We start from the raw sequence: 17,634 nt of genomic DNA on the forward strand, positions 1-17,634 counted from the left end.
AATCAAACAGCAGCACTACCAACAAAAATGAGACACAATTACGAATTCATGAAACGAACTCACAGGAGGAAATTCCTCAAGGCAGTTGCAGGCGCATCGGCATTCTCGACCGCCGTGGACGCGGCCAGCGCCCACGACATGGGTAGCTCGAAGTCATCGAGCACCTCGGAACACGACCACACTGACGCAAGTATCCATGGGAAGACGAGCGATGTCGAACTCCTAGACTATCATAGCCTCGGCCAGCGAGGGCCGTCAAGTACTAACTCGGCCGACAGCCCGCACTACGGTGGTATCTCCGAGATGCGCGTTGTCGGGGACTACGCGTACGTCTGTTTCTTCTCTTCGAAGGATCCAACCAACAACCGAGGCATCGGTGTGACGATATCTCGGCGTTCAACGCCGCCAACAATACCAGCGACCTTCGGGACGCCGAGATGGACTTCGTCGCGTTCGTCCGCAATGACAATGACGCCGCGGCAGTGATGGATCTTAAAACGAGCGCTGACGGGGACTACGTGTTCTATACGAAACAGCCCATCTCAGCGCTGTTCGACGACCCTGACCCGACGCCGAGTACGAAAGAAAATTCGACTGGACCGCTGGCGGGCGCGATCACAGCCGTCAATGTAACTGATCCCGAGAACCCGACAATTGCCGGTACCTTCGCCCACGACACCGGCTTCCATAATTGTTGGCACCACGAAATCGGCGGCACCGACTACCTCTTCGCGATCAAGGATATCGAATTGGATGGCACCTCTGGGGTGTATGTTTTCGAATTCGACCAGACGACAGGTGTCCTCGAATTGGTTAACACGTGGAATCAGCAAGGAAACTTCGCGGGCGGCAACGTCACAGGTGGTGACACATACATACACGATATCGTTGTCCAGGACGACTCACGGCTGGAGAAGCCCGTCGGCTACCTCTCGTACTGGAACGCCGGCGTGTATGCGCTCGACCTCTCGACCCCGACGAACATCTCCGTACTCGGGCATTTCACGATGTCGAACGCTCACTATGCCGAACCAGCGCCGACCTACTTCGATGGCAAACGGATACTCGTGGCCGGCCATGAGTACCCGAGCGACCAGTATGGCCATTCCGGCCACGTGAAACTCCTGGACGCAGACGGCCTCGACGATGGGTACACGAAGGGTGAGGACAACATCGTCGAACTCGACCACTGGGAGTGGCGCGACGACGTGTCCTACGACGGCACCTACACGTTCAGCCCGCACAACTTCACCGTCACCGAGGGACAGTGGGTTCACGTCGGTCACTACCACGGCGGGACGCGCTTCCTGCGCATCGACACCGAGAACTGGTCGCTCACTGAGAAGGGCTACTTCCAGGCCGCTAAGGACGTCCCCGAGGAATCGAAGGTGGTCGGACTGAACCACGCCGCACCGTTTACCTGGACGGCCGTGACCCAGAACGGCGTCACCTACGCTGCCGACATCAACACGGGTGTCTATGCCCTGCGGTACAAGCCAGATACCTCTATGTCGGGACTCGGGTGGGCGGCCGGCGGCCTGGCGCTCGCGGGGCTTGCCAGTAGGTACGGCGACCGCGTCCGGGATGAGCTCGGAGCAGACCGCTAACCGTCACGCCGACGCGATAATTTAGGGAAATAATAGATGTTGCCGAATTACACTTGGAGGCACTGTCTAGAAAACCTCAGCTGGCGTTCGTCCGTTGAGTGTTTAGTGCAATCGATCATGGTTGTAATAACGTTTGAACTGCTGGAACCAGCGTCTCGCGGCCGGCCGACTGCCCACCCAGCTCGTATGGAAGCGGTCAGTCCGTACTTTGAAGGTCTGAAACCACCGTTCGACGTGGTTTCGGAGCGAATAGTCCAACCGACCGCTCAATCCTAATCGAGAGATGGCAGTCAGATAGCCGTAGCCATTGATGAGAAACACGGCCTCCGAGAGGTCGTGTTTCTCGGTCACCTCGTGGAGAAATGCGGTGGCAGGATCGGTGCCACGGCAGCTGAACAGCTCGATGTCTAACAGCATCTTCGTCGTGACATCGATGGCAGCGTACACCCAGTACCACTCACCATTCATTTGGACAGCAATTTCGTCGACAGCGACCCGCGTCGGCGATGCCGACGGCGGATCGCGTCCGCTGTCGACCAGCCGTTCTTTCCACTGCCAAATCGCCTGGTGCGAGCGATCCGCGTTGAGGAGGGCTGTCGGTGTGTAAGGTGTATCGTCGGTCGTAGCTTTCGCACATTCCATGAGCGTTCGCTGGGCGGTGATCTCCGAGAACGTCACTTGACGTGTCATGGATAAAAAAGGGCTGAAGCGGTGATTAGTTCGGCAGTTCCTTCCGTCCTGTTCTCACGCGTGGCCAGCACGGGAAGTCACCGAGGCTGTCACAGTCGCAGTATTCAGGTTCGATCTCGTCTTCGTCGTCCTCGGACGAGAAGACTTCGAGCGTCCCGTCGTCGGTTGCGTTTTCGACGGCGGCCATGTGTTTGCAGAAGGCGTTGCGGTGGACGTGGTGCGGGCACGTACAGGCCATCAGTTCCTCGGTCAGGTCGTCGATGGAGACTGTGTACTGGTGTTCTGCGGGGTTGCTGTGGCTCTTGTTGGTGACTTCAACCATTCCGGGGGCATTGATGTCGAAGGCAAATTGTTCGGCCTGTGCGCGGTTCTGTGCCGTCTCGTTATTCTGTGGGATTCGTGGTGGCTTGCTGCTATTATCCTTCTCAAATTGTGTCGAATGAAGTAAGAACGTCGCTCGTCGAATACACCGGTACCAGATCTTGCTCATCGAAATCAGAGTCGTCGCTCCAGACACCTGCTTCACAAGCGAGCGCACATGCAACATACAATATGTCGTCGGGGTCTGTCGCACCAATCGCGTCATTGGCTTGCTCAATGAACGGATAGAAGTCTGTAGCGGGGATGACGTCGATATATTGAAAGAGTAGTTCGATGAACTGATTGACTCGGTCCGCATCCATGCCGGATTTCTCAACGATGAGATCTTCGTAATTCCCGATTTCGTCGTGGACAACCTCAGGAGTTAGAAGATCGGGTTCAAGTGTGACAATGAGTTCGCGTGTTTTCGAATTCGCGATGAGTGCAGAAATAACGACGTTGGCGTCGACAACCAGTTTCATTCGTCAGTACTATCTCGACTCTTCTTCGAGGGATTTCTGTGCGCTCTGATTGATCTTTGCGGAGATTTCCTCGACATCCTCATTGGTGAGTTCACTGCCAGCGGTGAGTTCGTCCATTAGGTCGAGTTTCTTGACCTTGTCTTTGATCGCCTGACGAGTGACTTCACTCCAGTTGATTTCCGGATGGTTTTCCATTTGCTGCTTGAGGTCGTCATCGACGTTGACCGTGATGGTGGGCATACAGGATACTATGGGAACACAGAATACTGTGTCTTTCGGTCAGTGACGTCGAGATTATTATGATACTAAACTGTCTCCCGATCTCGAGTAGCGCCGTCGATGTTTTCGAAGGGTCGTCAGTCGTTACATTCACTCTTTTTGTGAATGTTCGCTGGTCTGTGATATCCGAGACTGTCAATTGGCGTGCCATGGATAAAAAAGACTGAACCCGTGGTTAGTTCGGCAGTTCTTTTCGTCCCGCACGAACGCACGGCCAGCAGGGAATCCGTTGAGGCCGTCGCAGTCGCAGTCTTCTGGTTTGGCATCGTCTTCACTGTCCTCCGATGAGAATGCCTTGAGAGTCCCCTCGTCGGTTTCATTTTCGACAGCGACCATGTATTTGCAGGAGGCGGTGCAGTGGACGTGGTGTAGGCGGAAGATGCGTAACCGATAATCCAGCGGCAAGCATATGGTAAGCGACCAGGCCACCAAGAATCCCGAAAAGGTCTACATCGAAAATACGTTGAGGTCGACTCACTGCCGCAGATGGACTTACGGCTAGTGCGGACTCCAATGATCTAAGAGGGTGACTCCCGACAAAGATTCTATGGTATGGAACGGCTAAACAACTAAAGGCTTGGAAAAGAGATAGCGGTTGAAGTTATACCTCATGTCGAAGGGAACAGTGATAGGTTTGGTCTCCAGCTTCAACCATTTATAGAAAGAATTCCTAGCCAGTAAAGTAAACGACTGCATTGGCAAATGGAATAAACGTGTAGGGATAGCCATGACGCGGTTACACGTTTATTGCTGGTTGTGGATGACGGACTGATAGCAACCTAGTCTCTTCTTCCTACAAATTTTCGTTGTTACTGTCTATTCGTAATTGTTGTGGCCCTATAGCGCAAATATTGGAATATATACATAATAATCAGTCATATTGGTGAGAAAGTGAATGTGGTTGGAGAGGATGGACGCTCCAGAGAGGAATTAAGCCTAGAGACGCAGTGAGCGGGCAGAGACACCAATAGTGCTGCGAAAACTGAGACGAATGATGCCCAGTGCTATCAGAATTATTACGATCTCAATATTACTGATCTATCAATTTGTGATCTCGCGGTGAATAGGGGAACGTTATCCGTGGACGGGAATGTCTCAGACAGTCAAAACAGTGGTTAACGATGTCTAGTGAAGAAATTGCTCAGACGGTGGAAGCAAGATGAGACAGTTACTTACTAAGTAGCCAAGTCACTCTGTCTACGTTGGTGATATAAATACACAACCGTATAAGAGAGTCCGATGAAGGCACCCGTAAGTACTGCAATCATGAGAGTACCAGGTAAGAGAACGACTTGAATGAAAACCGAGAATAACACTGAAATCAGGATCACCACTGTCGTAAAAATCACTGGATTTTCAATTTCAGACCTGGACATATACGATGATCTCCGTATGTTCACTAATCAATACTGGCACCGCTGAAGTTCGAATAAGTCGATGTTAAGAGGATATACTAACGAAATCGCCTTGTGAGTGTTTGCTGGTTCATGACAGCAGAGAGCGTCAATTACCATGCCATTGACACAGAGAACGGAAACGTGGCTTAGTTCGAGAGTTCTTCCGTCCTGTTCGCACGCATGGCCAGCACGGGAAGTCACCGAGGCCGTCACAGACCAGTCTTCGGGTTCGGCATCGTCGTCGTTGTCCTCCGATGAGAACACCTCAAGCGCCCCCTCGTCAGTTGCGTTTTCAACGGCGGTCATGTGCTTGCAGAAGGCATTACGGTGGACGTGGTGCGGGCACGTACAGGCCATCAGTTCGTGGGTCACGTCGTCCAGCGTGACGACGTATTAGTACTCAGCGGGCTCTCGTAGCTCTCACTAATGACTTTGCTGAGTCCTAGGCAGCAATCTCCATCGGTAATAAACAACCATCAATCGAAAAAAGTTTGTCGCGCTGAACTCTCTGGAAAGTGTTCTCTAATTCACTTCGTTGTGCATGGCTTCGATAACCTCATCGAGGTCAGGTTCGCCACCACCGGGTTGGCGGCCATAGGAGAACTCGCCCTTCCCATCGATCGACTCGCCCTGTGTCCAGCGTTCTTCCGGATCTGGCTGTTCGTCCTTAAATGTGGACATAAATTTGTAATTGACGTCCTGATTTTCTTTTTCTTGTGGGAAACTGTTCGGAACTGGAAGATGGTCGTCCATCGTTTCGAGGGCAGCGTGCCACTGGTTCTGGTGCATCGTATCTCGGGCGATGAGATATGAGAGCATGTCTTTCATCCCTGGGTCGTCGGTGATCTCCCAAAGGCGGGCAGCGAGAGTCCGACCAGTTGATTCAGCCATGATGTTCGCGTACATATCCGCAGCAAGGTTGCCGCTAGCGACAACGCAGCCCCCATTGAATGGGACTCCGTTGGAATCGACGGGCATCGCGTGGAGACCGGCCGAAAGGGCCTGACGGGGCTGCCCACTGTCCATCATCTCGGCGATAACGGCGTCCTCGCGTGCCTCTTCACGTTGTTCTTCGGAGGCACCTTCCAGATTTTTCGCGACAGCGGTAGCAAGCATCTCGATGTGACCGAGTTCTTCAGTTGCTGTCTCCATCAGCAGTTGTCGATACTCACTTTTGTCGGCTGGCACTGCAAACGCCTGAAACATATATTGAAGCGCGACACGCATTTCCCCTTCCGCCCCACCGATGGCTTGCTGAAGCATTTTCGCAAAACGTGGGTCTGGGTCATGAACTTCAACCTCGTACTGGAGCTCGTTATCGTGGTAGAACATTGATTTCTCCATTCCATCACGCCACGAGCAGTTTATTAGGCACATTGGCTGCTAGTGCAGAGTAATTAAACAGAATATTATGAACCTCGCAAAAACTTCCACCAAATAATGAGCGTGATGCAGGCACGTTAGTCGAAAATGGCGATGAAGACCACATATCGGTGGTCTACGAGATTCTCTTGACTTTCGTTGGAGATGTTGAGGTGTCCTGGTGTCTCAATGTCGAAGGAAAACTGTTCGGCCTGTGCGCGTTTCTGTGCCGTCTCGTCAGCTTCAAGTTCACTAGGCGTTTTCGTTGACATGGTCTTCTTGGCTTCATTACGGAAGACCAGCGCCGGGTGTTGTCGCACCCGGCGCGTTTCCACACACCCGAGGGCACCGTTCTTCCCACTTATTCCTTATAGGGCATGGTAATGAAACCACCGTTTTCCCTATAAGGAATAAGTTTATGCCATGTGGAAATGAAAGAGTAGATATGACAGAGAACGATGAGAGGCCGCGGAATGAGAGCGGAGAATATGTCCAAGAACACACTGAAGAGGCCGTCTTAGAGGTCATGCAGCCGCTCGAACCCTACATGACGAGCGAAATCGCGGACGAACTTGGCTGGTCCCGACGGTCGGCGTATAACGTTCTCACTCGGCTCCATGAGAGCGACGAGATTCGCAAGAAGAAGCCCGAAGCTCGACGCGTGATATGGATTCGCCCAGAATAGCTGTCGCTCGTAGGAATTGACAGCGAAGGGGGCGTGATGCCCGTCCTCGCAAAGTAACCATGGCCGACGAAGACGTTGACCGAGTGCTCAAAAAGGTCAAAATCGCCTTCTACGCACTCGGTTCGGTCGCAACGGCGATGAAAATCCTCGGCCTAATTTAAGGCCGAGGCCCCCATTTTTTGGGGTGCTGCGTCGGTCAGCCCGCTCCCGGTGGGGCGGGACGAAATCCGCCGATCATACTATGAACGCCATCACCCACATTCGAGACAGCAACGAAATGTTGCTTGTCTTGCTCGGCGCGTTCGCCCTGTTCGGTCATGACTGGCTTGCCGCGACAGCTGGCAAGACGGTTGCCGCCGTGGTTGGGATCGCGCTCATTGTGCTCGCGGGGATCGGTATCCGCGACGACATACAGGACTTGCTCGCGACTGAAGCGCCGGCCTAGCGATCAGTCACCTCCTCAATTTTGAGATGGTCGAAGATTCGTGGCAATCGGTACAAACTACTTGTCTGTTTTCGTCTGTTTATCTCTGGTTAAGTAGTTCTGGAACTCATATTATGATATGGCCGAAGATAGTGACGCAAACAGTATGGCTGACTCGCTTCAACGGCAAGCACAGAGCCTGCAGGAAACATCACCTGCAAAGTATGGTCTCTTGAAAGCGTACCATGAGCGTGTCCGAGAAGCGCTCGAAGTCTGCTCGCGGAACTATCCCTCTACCAAACAACTGAGTGAAAATCTTCCCGATTCCAGCCTGACACCGCAAATGCTGGGGAATCTGCTAGCGTTACTCGTGCAGCTTGAGATCATCGAGGTATTCAGTGAACGCAATAATAGCAACCGCTACGACCTCACTCACTATGATCGCAAGCGAATGGACATCCTCAGTCATATTCTTCAGCGAGTGTCCGCAAGTTCGTAGTAAGCAACAAGATTCGAAAGAAGAAGCCTGAAGCTCGTCGGGTGATTTGGATTCGACCAGAGTAGCGGTCAGTCCCTAGAGAACAGAGTTCTGTGTAGTGACGAGCAAAAACAGGGTGATACTACAGTGAAGCGGTGAACCGTTACAAATCGCGCGGTTGGACGGTTTTGCGATCGTTTTCTTCAGCTCGGCGGGCGGCATTGTCGAGGACTGAAGCGACTTCTTCATCGAGTGCATCGTAGAAGTCACTCGCCACATTCTGTCCTTCGAGCTGTTCTTTCACTGCCGCTTTGACAATCAAATCGGCCATACAAGCGCCCAGACGGGATAATACTACAAAAGACCAGTGGTGAAATGGTTGAAAAAGGACCAGTAATTCGGATCACTGATAACGATATTCTTTGTGTGATTCGTGAGTCCGAGTTTCCGGCAGTGACCGCTCGGTGGGGGGCAGATACTTGTCTGCATTGGTTATTGTGTTCGTCTATTTCCTACTGTGGGAGATACGCCAAAAGATCTTGGAATCGCTAGGCAGTTTTCATCGTGTATCGAACACACGACAGGCACTCATTGTGTGGTGTTATCGCTATCTTCTGGCGTGGTAGTGGGATCCGATTCAGTCGTCGATTCTGATGGTGCATTATACAACCAGTCGGCTGTCTCGTCAACGTTCTCCTTCAGTTCGTCGTAGCTGATCTCTCCCTGGTTATACTGCTCAACCCATGCCCGTTCAATATGGTAGTAGGCCAACGGCTCACCGTATCCTTCTTGGATGGTTGCACCAAGACGGTTTGTCTGCCAGCCCTCTCCTACTCCCGCAGCAAATGCCTTGATGATAACATCCATCTCCTCGTGTTGAGCATTTGCGTCCCTCAAATACTGCGTGTCATAAGTCACAAAGGAGCTCCCAGTATGATGGGAATAGCGAACGACGGTGATACCATTCGATTCGATTTCGGCGAGGAACTCATCCCGATAGTCATCTTCGCTCTTCTCGGGAGTCGAAGTCGTTGTTTCTTCTGGTGTTGACGTCGGCGTCGGTTCAGACGTTGTTTCAGGGGTTGGCGTTGAAGTCGATTCTGACGTCGATGTGGGTTCAGTTGTCGGTTCTGGTGTTGGGGCTTTTGTGGTTGATCCGTCTGGTTCAGGGGCCTTAGTAGACGTTTCCTCACTGTCTTCAGTGGTCTTATCCTCTTCAGCCGCTGTCGTGGTGGTCGACTGTAGCCCATGAGTCGTCGTTGTTTGCTGGGATTCGTCAGCTGTGGTAGTTGATTCTTCCTCTGTTGTCTGCCATGGGCCGTCATTAGCTGTAGTAGACGTTGATTCAGTACTCGTTGTCACAGTGGAATCAGCAGTAGTTGTTGTGGTTGGCGTTGAGTCTTGTGTTGTGGTGGTTCGTGTCTCTGTAGTAGTCGTGGGTGCAGCCGTCGTAGTTTCGGTATCAATGGTTATGTTGCCAGCACAGCCAGCAAAGACGACCATCAGTGCAACGAGAATGAGAGGGATGCTTCTGGAGTAGGTGCGATAATTCATAGGATTGGTTACCATATTTAGATACGTTCTATAATTATATAATTATGTATGGGTTAAAAGAGAATATATTACAATATCAGAACAGAATTGATAAAAAAGATCGTGTTAAGGTTAGAGTTTATTTCCTCAATAGTACAGACATTATCCTTAAATTGAGTGGATATTTTATATTGTAAGTGTGCGTATGTATCTTCATGATTCAAAATCGAATTAGTATGCTTGGAAGGTGGATCGATAACCAATCAGCAGTCATCCGAATCGTTGCATTCATTGGAGGATTCGTTGCATTCCGGCTTGCGCAGATGGGTACCTACGTTGCTGAGGGAATGGGTGATGTATGATTTGTGCTCGTTGGTATTCCTGTCATTGCCGTTGCCCTCCTGTCGTTGTATGTCGTCTTCGTCACTGCTCGCTCATTCTGACGAGGTTGGCGCGGTAGCCGGCCGATCGCATGAGTAACAGGCATGCATTTACTGTTTTCTAACATGGAGCGACAATCAGAGTAGCAAAGAGCCGTTGCGCTCATTCAGGATTGGGGATTGCTAGAGTTAGCATACAATACTAATCGCAGCATCCTCGTATTTCTGACTGTCTCGTGGTGGTACGAATTTTATACCGTCCTCGTAATTTGTGACTGTCCGTTATCCTGACCAGCACAACAGAAGTTGGTAGTATTGCAGCATGTAGGACAGTCGTCCTGGTACCAGTAGAAAATAGGCGTATTCGGCTGAATTTTTAATTAACCTTCCCAAGATTTCTCGCGCCGATATAGATAGATAGCGGCCGGGATGATAGCCAATAGCGGAATAGCGGAACCAACCAGATATGCCCTCGATCTATTTTTACGAATCGAGTAAAAACCCGTTTTCTTCATGTCCATAAATAAAGCAACCGGTAGAAGTACCCAGGAAGCCAAGATCAAAAATCCACTGAGTGCACCAGAAACAGCGAATGATAATATCCACCCGATTATTCCACCAATAGTTGCATAGAACCAGTGTGAGCGGGTCAAATCCAGATTAACCGACTCATGCTGGCTTCTCTCTTTTTTCTGTGCAGATGATTCAACATCTATTCCCGACGATTCAGACTGAGACCCAAACTTCTCCTGTTTCTGTAAATCCGAGTCAAATGTTGAACCGTCATCATGAGTAGATCGAGTAGAATCAGATATTCTCTCTTTATAAAATTCAGAATTCTTGAATTTGGAATATAGATTGGACGCCTTCTGCTTAACACGGCGGGTCTGCTTCTTTTGTTCAAATAAATCCTTACCGGTATTTGATAACCAAGCACCATCCGGAATACCACGCTCGATTACACCAATAATTGGTCCTGACTCATGACCTTTGATTGCTTTCTGGTTAATGTATTTGGTCAAATCTTCAACGTAGACGTTTCCCTCCTCATCGATGTGAATATCATCCTTGAGAAAAACAAGTCGATCCTTATTTGCTGAGAATCGTCGTTCGAATCCCTCCTCGGGAAGATTGTCAAATATCCCTATCTCGCTCGCATCGAATGGATTAAGCTTAACTCGTCCCTGAGCGCTCTCCATTGCGCGAGTTGCTCGATACTGTTCTTCCTCCAAATACGTATCCAAATCTTGACCGATGAGTTCCTCTAAATCATCACGGTCATCAATATCAACAAGAAGACGTTCCTCGGATTTGCGTCCTGCTCGTGGTCGTGATCCGCCTCCACTAGGTTGTCCAAGATATTCTTCGACTATATCGTATGCTGCAAGACCGTCAATTAGAGATACGAGGCCCTTACCATCGATAATTTTTACATTGAGGTCTTTTGCACGGTCCTTGGCTGAATTTGTAAACCGGCCAGTGGTGACAATTATCGCCTCGTCTGTATCCGGTTCCTGCTGCTTTAACGCAGAGTACTGTTGAATAGCAGGTCCTCCCACTGGATTGTCATCACTATATCGTTTCGCCTGAATCAACGATTTCCGGTTATATGGAGAACTCCGCGTCACGCGGACGTCAACGCCCGCGTCTCCGGATTGCTGTTCAACCTCAGCGTTCCAACCCTGTGCCTCCCACAAATCGGCGATGAGATGCTCAAAGTCAAAGTCATCCATTGACTGGAGCCGACGTCGAAGATGATCTGGATCCCAGGTTGGTTCGTCCTTTTCGACTTCCATACAGAATAGAATTTAAACAGAGGCATAAAAAGCTACTACTACGAATACCAAAATTTGGTTCTTGTTTTATGTTTTGTATGTTACGTTCAAGACGACCAATGAATGGTCGTTGACATCCCCCAAATCGATTCTTCATCCCCTGCTGCTAAAGATTATTGATTAAATCGCTTGAATGGGCATGACGGGCGGGATTGCGGGGGTAGCTTAGGTGGCCACGTCGGACGACAGATGTGGTTGTAAACGGGCTTGTCGAGGAGAGATATTCAAAAGAAGCTCCGAAAAACACCCGTTATCTGGATGCTTCAGTTGTGTATCCTACATTCTCTGTCGTGGTGTTGATTGTCGATCTGCTCGTTTCTGTCGTTGTAGTGGTTGTAGATGTGGTTGTACCACGTGTTGTCGTCGTCCCCTTATTCTTCGTTGTAGTCGGTGGGTGCTCACGAGTCGTTTGAGACGTCGTCGTTGTTGATTCCGGCAGTGTTGTCGTTGTGGTTGTCGTGGTCGACGGAGTCCGCGTCGTCCTAGTCGTCGGAATATTGGGTGAGAATCGAATCGTCTCGACGATCCGACGGGAGAACTCATCGGTGGTCATGAACCCGTCCAACACGGCTTCCGCATCTTTGGTCATCACCGAATAGCCTCCGATATCATCACCATCCTCGTCTTGCAGAGTGGCTCGGAGTTCGGATGGTGGGCTCTCAACTTTGGTGGTGAATCGTACCCAACGGCCAGCCACAGTTCCGATTTCTCCAGCCAATCCATCGAGGAGGGTTGTCTCGTTGGTTGTATGGATGATTTTCACGATATCACGCCACGTAGTCGCATTGGAAACGTTGACCCCTTCTGATTGGAGACTGTCGATCAACCATTCCAATGCACTGTCAACGGACATCGTTTCCTTCGATGTCGTAGATGGAGTCTCAACAGGGACATCGACGGTGATTGTTGACTTTGATGATTCGGTCGATGTCTTCTGATCTGTCGCTTGTGAGTGTGATGTCGAGGATGGTTCTGCCGAGGTATCCTCTGATGACTCACTGGTGGGTGACTGTGTTGTGGCAGTCACCGTTTCAACGGTCGATGCGATCGTTTCTGTCACTGCTGTCTTCGAGTCTGGCGTTTTCGAGGACGTTTCGGGCTTATTGGTTTCGATGGACCCGAGGATGTCCGAACACCCAGCAAGCATACCGAGACTCGTTGTGGCTAATACCGATGTGAGAAACCGTCGCCGTGATCTATTGGTCATGAAAATAGGGTGGTCAACTGGCTGTCTCAGCAGTCGTCTTGTGAATCCTTTTCGGTAGACGAGTCGTCCGAATCGGAATCTTCGGAGTCATCGCTTTCCGAGCTTTCGCTCTCATCTGATTCAGTGTCGTCACCCGACCGGGTATCGTCTGAGGAATCACCGCTTGACTCGCTGTCGTCGGAGTCATCGGTCGTATCATCCGAAGTGGACTCGTCAGAGTCGTCTTCGGTGGTCGTCTCTTCCTCAGTTGTCGTGGTTTCATCAGAGGAGTCGCCGGTGGTGTCTTCCTCTTCAGGCGTCGTCTCGTCGGTCGTTGTTTCCTCGTTTGGATCAATCGATGCCCGGTATTTCTCTTGGTCACTGCGAGCAACGACGTTTTCGTCAGTATCGAGGATGGCGTACACGTCCGCTTCGGAGTTGTTCATCTCATAATCGGGCTGGTCCATGTCTATAGCGCCTTCAGGGACCTCTCCCGCACCGGTTGCAATTTTGATTGTGCCACCCGCGGAAATCGTATAGCCGGAGGGAATCGAATATCGTTGATCTTCCCCGTCGTTTACGTACTCGAAGTCGACGTAATGCCCGTCAAGGCTGAACGGCGAGTCGGTCGTATTTTTGACGAGAAGGTGCTCTTCGTCAGGATGTGGATCAAGGAGGAGTGGAACATTAGAGTCTGCACCAAGAACTTGCGTCGCACCGATACCCACTGTTGCTACCGCTCCGATTGCGCCAAGAACGCTTCGTCGTGTCTGCTTCATATACAGCTATGGAATTAGTTGGCGAGCAGATAAATCTATGTCAGACGTTCTGGAAATTTCTAAATAGTATTGAATAAATGCAGTTTCGAATACTAGAGTTGAGAATAGACTCAGGGTGGTTAAGGCAAGTTAGAACACGGGAAATTGAGTCCCCGGGTGGGTATCTGGTGGATACCCGAAGAATAGGTGCAATAGGTAGAACAGGTATGCATTATAGAAGCGACTCCTCTTTGGTGTCGTCATTTTATTCTGCACAGTGAGTAGGACACATTCAGACACGTTCGCGCCAACCTCCGACAATCGTGTCTATGGAGGTTGATAATAGAATAATATGGGAAATTACTATATTCCTCAGTCCATGTTTGGATTCATGGATGAGTCATCTAATATCTGTATTTTCAATATCAACAAGTCAAATTGGCAACAGTGCGTCACTGGGCCAGAGAATTCCGATTTCCACGATGAGAGATCTATAGGGAATCCTTGTCAAGGTGTTCGACCAAACTCCAAGGTGCCAGCGACACGACTTGAACCAGGAGATCTTGTACTAGCACGCCGAACGGGAGGATCAGAGAAAGGCGTAAAAGGAATATGGGAATATCGAGACAAAGTTGACGTCAGTGAGAAGCCTGGCGCATCTCTATGGTCCGACACAGATTATCAGTGGATTCTGTATTGTGATCCAATTCAGCGTGAGCTTGACACGCCCTTTGAGGAAGATTGGGAAGAGATCACCGAGTTACTCAATCTCGAATCCATCTATTCAGCCACTGGGAAAATCCAAGGTGCAGTTAGCGGAATAGACTCCGATTTAGAAAACTATTATCTTGAGAACCTGATCGCTCATGAAGCGATTAATGATCAAGCCCGAAATCGGCTCAAGGAAGAATTCGACAAGCAAACCTCTTCTCTACCCGTTTTAGACACGCAGTACTCAATAGATTGTGGAGATAAGCTCACAGCACCAAATAAGGAACCGTTAGAAGCAGTCAAAATTGAGCGTCAGTTACTGAAAGCTCGGCAATTGGTCTTCTACGGCCCACCAGGTACTGGGAAAACATATACTGCACGTCAGTTTGCTCGTTGGTGGCTCAATCAGCAATCGGATTTCACGCCCAGTAAAGAACAGCTCGAAACAGTCACGTTCCATCCGTCGTTCTCGTACGAGGATTTCATCGAGGGTCTGACTGCCGAGGCTGATGGCGGAGCTGTCGAGTATCGTATCGAGGATGGGGTTTTCAAACGAATCTGCAAGCGAGCGACGACAGCATACCAGCACGCAAAGCACAACGACGATATCGATGAAGCGCGGCGCTTCGTCCTGATTGTCGACGAGATCAATCGCGGGAATCTCGCACAGATCTTCGGCGAGACTATTACCCTCCTTGAAAGCGACAAACGGCTTGACCAACCGAATGAGGTCGAGATTACACTCGCCCACTCACGAGAGTCATTCACCGTTCCACCGAATCTCTACGTTATCGGGACGATGAACACAGCGGATAGATCGATTGCGCTGGTCGATGCAGCGCTTCGACGTCGGTTCCGCTTCTTGGCATTCCCACCGAATTACTCGGTTGTGATCGATCACCATGGCTTCGATGGATTGGATGAGATTCACGATACGGCTCGAATGAGTGTGGATCCGTTTCAGAGTTTAATTGCCCTATCGGTATTGGCGGTTCGTGAGCTAAACGAAACCATCGTCGATACACCTGATTTGGGGAAGGGCAAGCAGATCGGTCACTCGTATCTAATGAATTTCGACGATGCTGACGATATTGTCGATGCCTGGAAGTACGAAATTCTCCCACTACTTGAGGAGTACTACTTCGGGCAGTTTGTACGAATTCGAGAAGAACTGTTTCAAACAAGTGGAGGGCGGTTGTTCCACTGGGAAACGGAGGAGATCGCAGACTTCACGCGGGATGATCTACGACGGTCACTCGCTGACTTCGTCGGTATCGAGTTAGTAGAGCCGGAGGTCAACGGTGATGCTGTCGAAGGCGAAGAGACAGTCTACACGCTCAATCTTCTTCTAGACGAAGGAGTACTCCAAGCCGGGGATGAGTTAGTCTTCGATGAAGAAAAGGTGCCCGAGAATTCTGACCCTCCGTATGATCCTTCTGATTCGTTCTGGCGATGTGAAGTTACGGGGAGAGTGGGTCAGAGTAACGGTGTTCGGTGGTTATTCAACAATGAGGAATATTCATTCTCTGGGGTAGCTCAGGCCATTCTCGAACAGGCATCAGATCACAGAAGTCGTGTCTCCGGGACTAGTTATTTCCGCCATCCTGATTTCGATAACAAGCTCCTCGTTGAGCTTCGTGATGAAGTACAGTCGGGGGCACTCACTAACGCGAATCGGGAGAACTAACCAAACCAATGGCACAATCCGTACCGTTTCCGCTGCTTGACGGGGAAAATGAGGAGAGCGTCGATTTCACGCTGCGGGAATACGAGAAAACGGAGCCACTCGATCTGAGCGATTCAGCGCTTCGGATGCTCGAAACGGAAGTGAATAGAGATGGGGAGCGTCTGGGCGTTTCATTCGATCGGGATGGGAACGCTGTATTGCAGGCAACCCAGCACGTCGGGATTGTCTCGTTTCCAGATGGCCCGACGATACAGGTCCGACCGAAAGCGGGACGAACCAATCTTCTCCATCTGTTGCGCTACGCACACGGTGTCGATGCAGTTACGATTGAACGCGAGACGTCGATCTCTGCAGGACAGACGTTTATCGAGGCGCTTGCAGCACTCTATGAGGCTGAGCTTCAGAACGTTATTCGACAGGGGCTACTTCGAGACTATCGGCGCGTTGAGGGAGCAGAAAAGCACCTTCGTGGACAGCTCAATGTTCGACGACAGATTCAGAAGCAAGGTGTAGCACCAACTCGGTTCGAATGTTCGTACGACGAATTCACGTACGATACAGTCCCGAATCAAGCGATTCTCTATGCTACGACGATGTTGACTCGCTTCGTTCGCGATCAAACGCTGAAGCAGTCGTTGCTCAAGCACCGGCATCTGTTACGCCAGCGAGTCACACTGGTACCGATTCGAGCCTCTGAATTGGAACGTGTGGAGCTTACGCGGTTGAATGAGTACTATACTGATTTGCTTCGGTTAACGAAACTCGTTCTGCGAAGTATCTACGTTCGCGAATTCATGACCGGCAAGCAGCGGTCGTTTGCCCTGCTGATCGATATGAACAAGATCTTTGAGCAGGCTGTCGAGCGGGCTATGTCTGAGGTGGTAGCGGAGCGAGACGGATGGAACGTTGCGTCTCAGGTGACGACTCGGAACTTAGTCACCGATGGGAAGCACAGTGTATCTATTCGGCCCGATATCCTGATTCGTGATTCCGAAGGGGAGATAGCGCTCGTGGGTGATGCAAAGTGGAAGTTGGGTCGCCCATCTAACGCTGACTTTTATCAGATGGTTTCTTATCAATTTGCTCACGATGTGCCTGGGGTACTGATTTATCCCGAGCAAGGGGGTGAGGTTGAGACCGAGTATTCCGTGGTGGATCAGTATCCGCTTTCATTAGTTGAGTTGCCAATTCCGACGGTGACCGAGGAATTTAGCGGGTATATTGATCGGGTCTCCAAGAGAATGTGCGAGCAGATTTGGACTCTGGTAAACGAGTGATGGTCGCGATTAGATTTATTCAATCATAGACTTCACAGAAGGGTCTTCATTAGACTCGTGACGTATTTGCAGTTGAACCAAACAGGCAGTTCGAATAAGCCTATGCGCGGGGTGACTTATGAACGCAGAGAATTCAATCCGCGCGCTGGTATCTGGAAATCTCGAAGAAAAGTCTCTCAATGGTTACTTTGGAAATTGAAACCAGCTACATCGCTCTTTTCTTTCTTGAGATGCTTCTCTCGGATGTAGTCTGCTATTTCTTTAGCTGCTTCCCGGCCTAATTCCTTGGCAAGTTCAGTGATGAGTACAGTGACAGCTGAACCAACAACAGAGATAATAATGGTTGTGCTGATTGGTTCTATGAAGCCTTTTTGCTCCGTTTCGACAGTCACGTCGAAATCATATTTCTCGTTGATGAAGTCAGCGATGTCATCTGAGGCTGCTTCTGGATCATCAGACTCGAATTGGACGACTTCAGTCACTTGTGATGAATCTGATGCCAT

21 protein-coding genes and 1 pseudogene are annotated in these 17,634 nt (G+C 50.3%); 8 read left to right on the top strand and 14 right to left on the bottom strand.

The genetic code is table 11. The features are described 5' to 3' along the window. The first annotated feature begins 48 nt into the window (after positions 1 to 48). Together LIX15_RS23465 and LIX15_RS23470 are read left to right on the top strand one after the other, a co-directional pair. Positions 49 to 486 (top strand): hypothetical protein, encoded by a 438-nt coding sequence (locus LIX15_RS23465; protein ID WP_227777205.1) that lies wholly within the window; start codon positions 49 to 51, stop codon positions 484 to 486. Then, on the top strand, positions 438 to 1,607 hold the full coding sequence (locus LIX15_RS23470) for an LVIVD repeat-containing protein (protein WP_227777206.1): 1,170 nt from the start codon (positions 438 to 440) through the stop codon (positions 1,605 to 1,607). The genes LIX15_RS23465 and LIX15_RS23470 overlap by 49 nt, the downstream gene beginning before the upstream one ends. Positions 1,608 to 1,709: 102 nt before the next feature. Here LIX15_RS23470 and LIX15_RS23475 read toward each other — a convergent pair. From LIX15_RS23475 to LIX15_RS23510, 8 genes and pseudogenes are all read right to left on the bottom strand, one after another. Then, positions 1,710 to 2,198: pseudogene (locus tag LIX15_RS23475) on the bottom strand (IS6 family transposase); the annotation flags it as partial. A 124-nt stretch (positions 2,199 to 2,322) separates the two neighbouring features. After that, the gene (locus LIX15_RS23480; RefSeq protein ID WP_227777207.1) at positions 2,323 to 2,787 is read right to left on the bottom strand and encodes an SWIM zinc finger family protein; all 465 of its coding nucleotides are present in this window, start codon (positions 2,785 to 2,787) and stop codon (positions 2,323 to 2,325) included. Then, complete coding sequence (locus LIX15_RS23485; protein ID WP_227777208.1) at positions 2,723 to 3,139, bottom strand: PIN domain-containing protein; 417 nt, start codon at positions 3,137 to 3,139, stop codon at positions 2,723 to 2,725. The genes LIX15_RS23480 and LIX15_RS23485 overlap by 65 nt, the downstream gene beginning before the upstream one ends. A 9-nt stretch (positions 3,140 to 3,148) precedes the next feature. Continuing rightward, complete coding sequence (locus tag LIX15_RS23490) at positions 3,149 to 3,379, bottom strand: AF_0619 family ribbon-helix-helix protein (RefSeq protein ID WP_227777209.1); 231 nt, start codon at positions 3,377 to 3,379, stop codon at positions 3,149 to 3,151. Positions 3,380 to 3,553: 174 nt separating this feature from the next. After that, entirely contained in the window at positions 3,554 to 3,847 is a 294-nt protein-coding gene (locus LIX15_RS23495; protein WP_227777210.1) for a hypothetical protein, read from the bottom strand. Positions 3,848 to 4,821: 974 nt separating this feature from the next. After that, on the bottom strand, positions 4,822 to 5,187 hold the full coding sequence (locus LIX15_RS23500) for a hypothetical protein (protein WP_227777211.1): 366 nt from the start codon (positions 5,185 to 5,187) through the stop codon (positions 4,822 to 4,824). Positions 5,188 to 5,337: 150 nt separating this feature from the next. Further along, the gene (locus tag LIX15_RS23505; RefSeq protein WP_227777212.1) at positions 5,338 to 6,147 is read right to left on the bottom strand and encodes a manganese catalase family protein; all 810 of its coding nucleotides are present in this window, start codon (positions 6,145 to 6,147) and stop codon (positions 5,338 to 5,340) included. Positions 6,148 to 6,275: 128 nt separating this feature from the next. Next, complete coding sequence (locus LIX15_RS23510; RefSeq protein WP_227777213.1) at positions 6,276 to 6,512, bottom strand: hypothetical protein; 237 nt, start codon at positions 6,510 to 6,512, stop codon at positions 6,276 to 6,278. Positions 6,513 to 6,622: 110 nt separating this feature from the next. Here LIX15_RS23510 and LIX15_RS23515 point away from each other — a divergent pair, with 110 nt between their 5' ends. From LIX15_RS23515 to LIX15_RS23525, 3 genes are all read left to right on the top strand, one after another. Continuing rightward, positions 6,623 to 6,862, top strand: coding sequence for a hypothetical protein (locus LIX15_RS23515; RefSeq protein WP_066147500.1), 240 nt, complete (start codon positions 6,623 to 6,625; stop codon positions 6,860 to 6,862). A 184-nt stretch (positions 6,863 to 7,046) separates the two neighbouring features. Continuing rightward, entirely contained in the window at positions 7,047 to 7,307 is a 261-nt protein-coding gene (locus LIX15_RS23520) for a hypothetical protein (RefSeq protein ID WP_227777214.1), read from the top strand. Between the two features lie 118 nt (positions 7,308 to 7,425). After that, the gene (locus tag LIX15_RS23525; RefSeq protein ID WP_227777215.1) at positions 7,426 to 7,785 is read left to right on the top strand and encodes a hypothetical protein; all 360 of its coding nucleotides are present in this window, start codon (positions 7,426 to 7,428) and stop codon (positions 7,783 to 7,785) included. Between the two features lie 142 nt (positions 7,786 to 7,927). Here the strand turns inward: LIX15_RS23525 and LIX15_RS23530 are convergent, their stop codons facing one another. Together LIX15_RS23530 and LIX15_RS23535 are read right to left on the bottom strand one after the other, a co-directional pair. Next, positions 7,928 to 8,095, bottom strand: a complete 168-nt coding sequence (locus LIX15_RS23530) for a DUF1931 domain-containing protein (RefSeq protein WP_227777216.1) — start codon at positions 8,093 to 8,095, stop codon at positions 7,928 to 7,930. A 257-nt stretch (positions 8,096 to 8,352) separates the two neighbouring features. Beyond that, positions 8,353 to 9,267 (bottom strand): DUF8159 domain-containing protein, encoded by a 915-nt coding sequence (locus tag LIX15_RS23535; RefSeq protein ID WP_227777217.1) that lies wholly within the window; start codon positions 9,265 to 9,267, stop codon positions 8,353 to 8,355. 245 nt (positions 9,268 to 9,512) lie between these two features. On the opposite strand from LIX15_RS23535, the gene LIX15_RS23540 reads away from it, so the two are divergent. After that, positions 9,513 to 9,659, top strand: a complete 147-nt coding sequence (locus tag LIX15_RS23540) for a hypothetical protein (protein WP_227777218.1) — start codon at positions 9,513 to 9,515, stop codon at positions 9,657 to 9,659. Positions 9,660 to 10,057: 398 nt separating this feature from the next. Here the strand turns inward: LIX15_RS23540 and LIX15_RS23545 are convergent, their stop codons facing one another. The 3 genes from LIX15_RS23545 to LIX15_RS23555 form a co-directional block, all read right to left on the bottom strand. Continuing rightward, positions 10,058 to 11,473 (bottom strand): restriction endonuclease, encoded by a 1,416-nt coding sequence (locus tag LIX15_RS23545; RefSeq protein WP_227777219.1) that lies wholly within the window; start codon positions 11,471 to 11,473, stop codon positions 10,058 to 10,060. Between the two features lie 289 nt (positions 11,474 to 11,762). Beyond that, positions 11,763 to 12,719, bottom strand: a complete 957-nt coding sequence (locus LIX15_RS23550; protein WP_227777220.1) for a DUF8159 domain-containing protein — start codon at positions 12,717 to 12,719, stop codon at positions 11,763 to 11,765. Between the two features lie 26 nt (positions 12,720 to 12,745). After that, the gene (locus tag LIX15_RS23555) at positions 12,746 to 13,477 is read right to left on the bottom strand and encodes a lamin tail domain-containing protein (protein ID WP_227777221.1); all 732 of its coding nucleotides are present in this window, start codon (positions 13,475 to 13,477) and stop codon (positions 12,746 to 12,748) included. 370 nt (positions 13,478 to 13,847) lie between these two features. Here LIX15_RS23555 and LIX15_RS23560 point away from each other — a divergent pair, with 370 nt between their 5' ends. Then, complete coding sequence (locus LIX15_RS23560; RefSeq protein ID WP_227777222.1) at positions 13,848 to 15,854, top strand: McrB family protein; 2,007 nt, start codon at positions 13,848 to 13,850, stop codon at positions 15,852 to 15,854. Positions 15,855 to 15,979: 125 nt separating this feature from the next. Then, positions 15,980 to 17,131, top strand: coding sequence for an McrC family protein (locus LIX15_RS23565; RefSeq protein WP_227777223.1), 1,152 nt, complete (start codon positions 15,980 to 15,982; stop codon positions 17,129 to 17,131). Positions 17,132 to 17,307: 176 nt separating this feature from the next. Here LIX15_RS23565 and LIX15_RS23570 read toward each other — a convergent pair whose 3' ends face one another. Next, positions 17,308 to 17,634 carry a hypothetical protein gene (locus tag LIX15_RS23570; RefSeq protein ID WP_227777224.1) on the bottom strand — a complete coding sequence of 109 codons (327 nt, stop codon included), beginning with the start codon at positions 17,632 to 17,634 and terminating at the stop codon, positions 17,308 to 17,310.

The sequence above is a fragment of the Haladaptatus pallidirubidus genome, assembly GCF_020700235.1.
GTDB classification, from domain to species: Archaea; Halobacteriota; Halobacteria; order Halobacteriales; family Haladaptataceae; genus Haladaptatus; species Haladaptatus pallidirubidus.

Bases quoted from the DNA above. Each gene is read 5' to 3' on its own strand.
- LIX15_RS23465 (WP_227777205.1), top strand. From the start codon at position 49: ATGAAACGAACTCACAGGAGGAAATTCCTCAAGGCAGTTGCAGGCGCA.
- LIX15_RS23470 (WP_227777206.1), top strand. From the start codon at position 438: ATGGACTTCGTCGCGTTCGTCCGCAATGACAATGACGCCGCGGCAGTG.
- LIX15_RS23480 (WP_227777207.1), bottom strand. From the start codon at position 2,787: ATGAGCAAGATCTGGTACCGGTGTATTCGACGAGCGACGTTCTTACTT.
- LIX15_RS23485 (WP_227777208.1), bottom strand. From the start codon at position 3,139: ATGAAACTGGTTGTCGACGCCAACGTCGTTATTTCTGCACTCATCGCG.
- LIX15_RS23490 (WP_227777209.1), bottom strand. From the start codon at position 3,379: ATGCCCACCATCACGGTCAACGTCGATGACGACCTCAAGCAGCAAATG.
- LIX15_RS23505 (WP_227777212.1), bottom strand. From the start codon at position 6,147: ATGTTCTACCACGATAACGAGCTCCAGTACGAGGTTGAAGTTCATGAC.
- LIX15_RS23515 (WP_066147500.1), top strand. From the start codon at position 6,623: ATGACAGAGAACGATGAGAGGCCGCGGAATGAGAGCGGAGAATATGTC.
- LIX15_RS23525 (WP_227777215.1), top strand. From the start codon at position 7,426: ATGGCCGAAGATAGTGACGCAAACAGTATGGCTGACTCGCTTCAACGG.
- LIX15_RS23530 (WP_227777216.1), bottom strand. From the start codon at position 8,095: ATGGCCGATTTGATTGTCAAAGCGGCAGTGAAAGAACAGCTCGAAGGA.
- LIX15_RS23535 (WP_227777217.1), bottom strand. From the start codon at position 9,267: ATGGTCGTCTTTGCTGGCTGTGCTGGCAACATAACCATTGATACCGAA.
- LIX15_RS23540 (WP_227777218.1), top strand. From the start codon at position 9,513: ATGATTCAAAATCGAATTAGTATGCTTGGAAGGTGGATCGATAACCAA.
- LIX15_RS23545 (WP_227777219.1), bottom strand. From the start codon at position 11,473: ATGGAAGTCGAAAAGGACGAACCAACCTGGGATCCAGATCATCTTCGA.
- LIX15_RS23550 (WP_227777220.1), bottom strand. From the start codon at position 12,719: ATGACCAATAGATCACGGCGACGGTTTCTCACATCGGTATTAGCCACA.
- LIX15_RS23555 (WP_227777221.1), bottom strand. From the start codon at position 13,477: ATGAAGCAGACACGACGAAGCGTTCTTGGCGCAATCGGAGCGGTAGCA.
- LIX15_RS23560 (WP_227777222.1), top strand. From the start codon at position 13,848: ATGGATGAGTCATCTAATATCTGTATTTTCAATATCAACAAGTCAAAT.
- LIX15_RS23565 (WP_227777223.1), top strand. From the start codon at position 15,980: ATGCTCGAAACGGAAGTGAATAGAGATGGGGAGCGTCTGGGCGTTTCA.
- LIX15_RS23570 (WP_227777224.1), bottom strand. From the start codon at position 17,634: ATGGCATCAGATTCATCACAAGTGACTGAAGTCGTCCAATTCGAGTCT.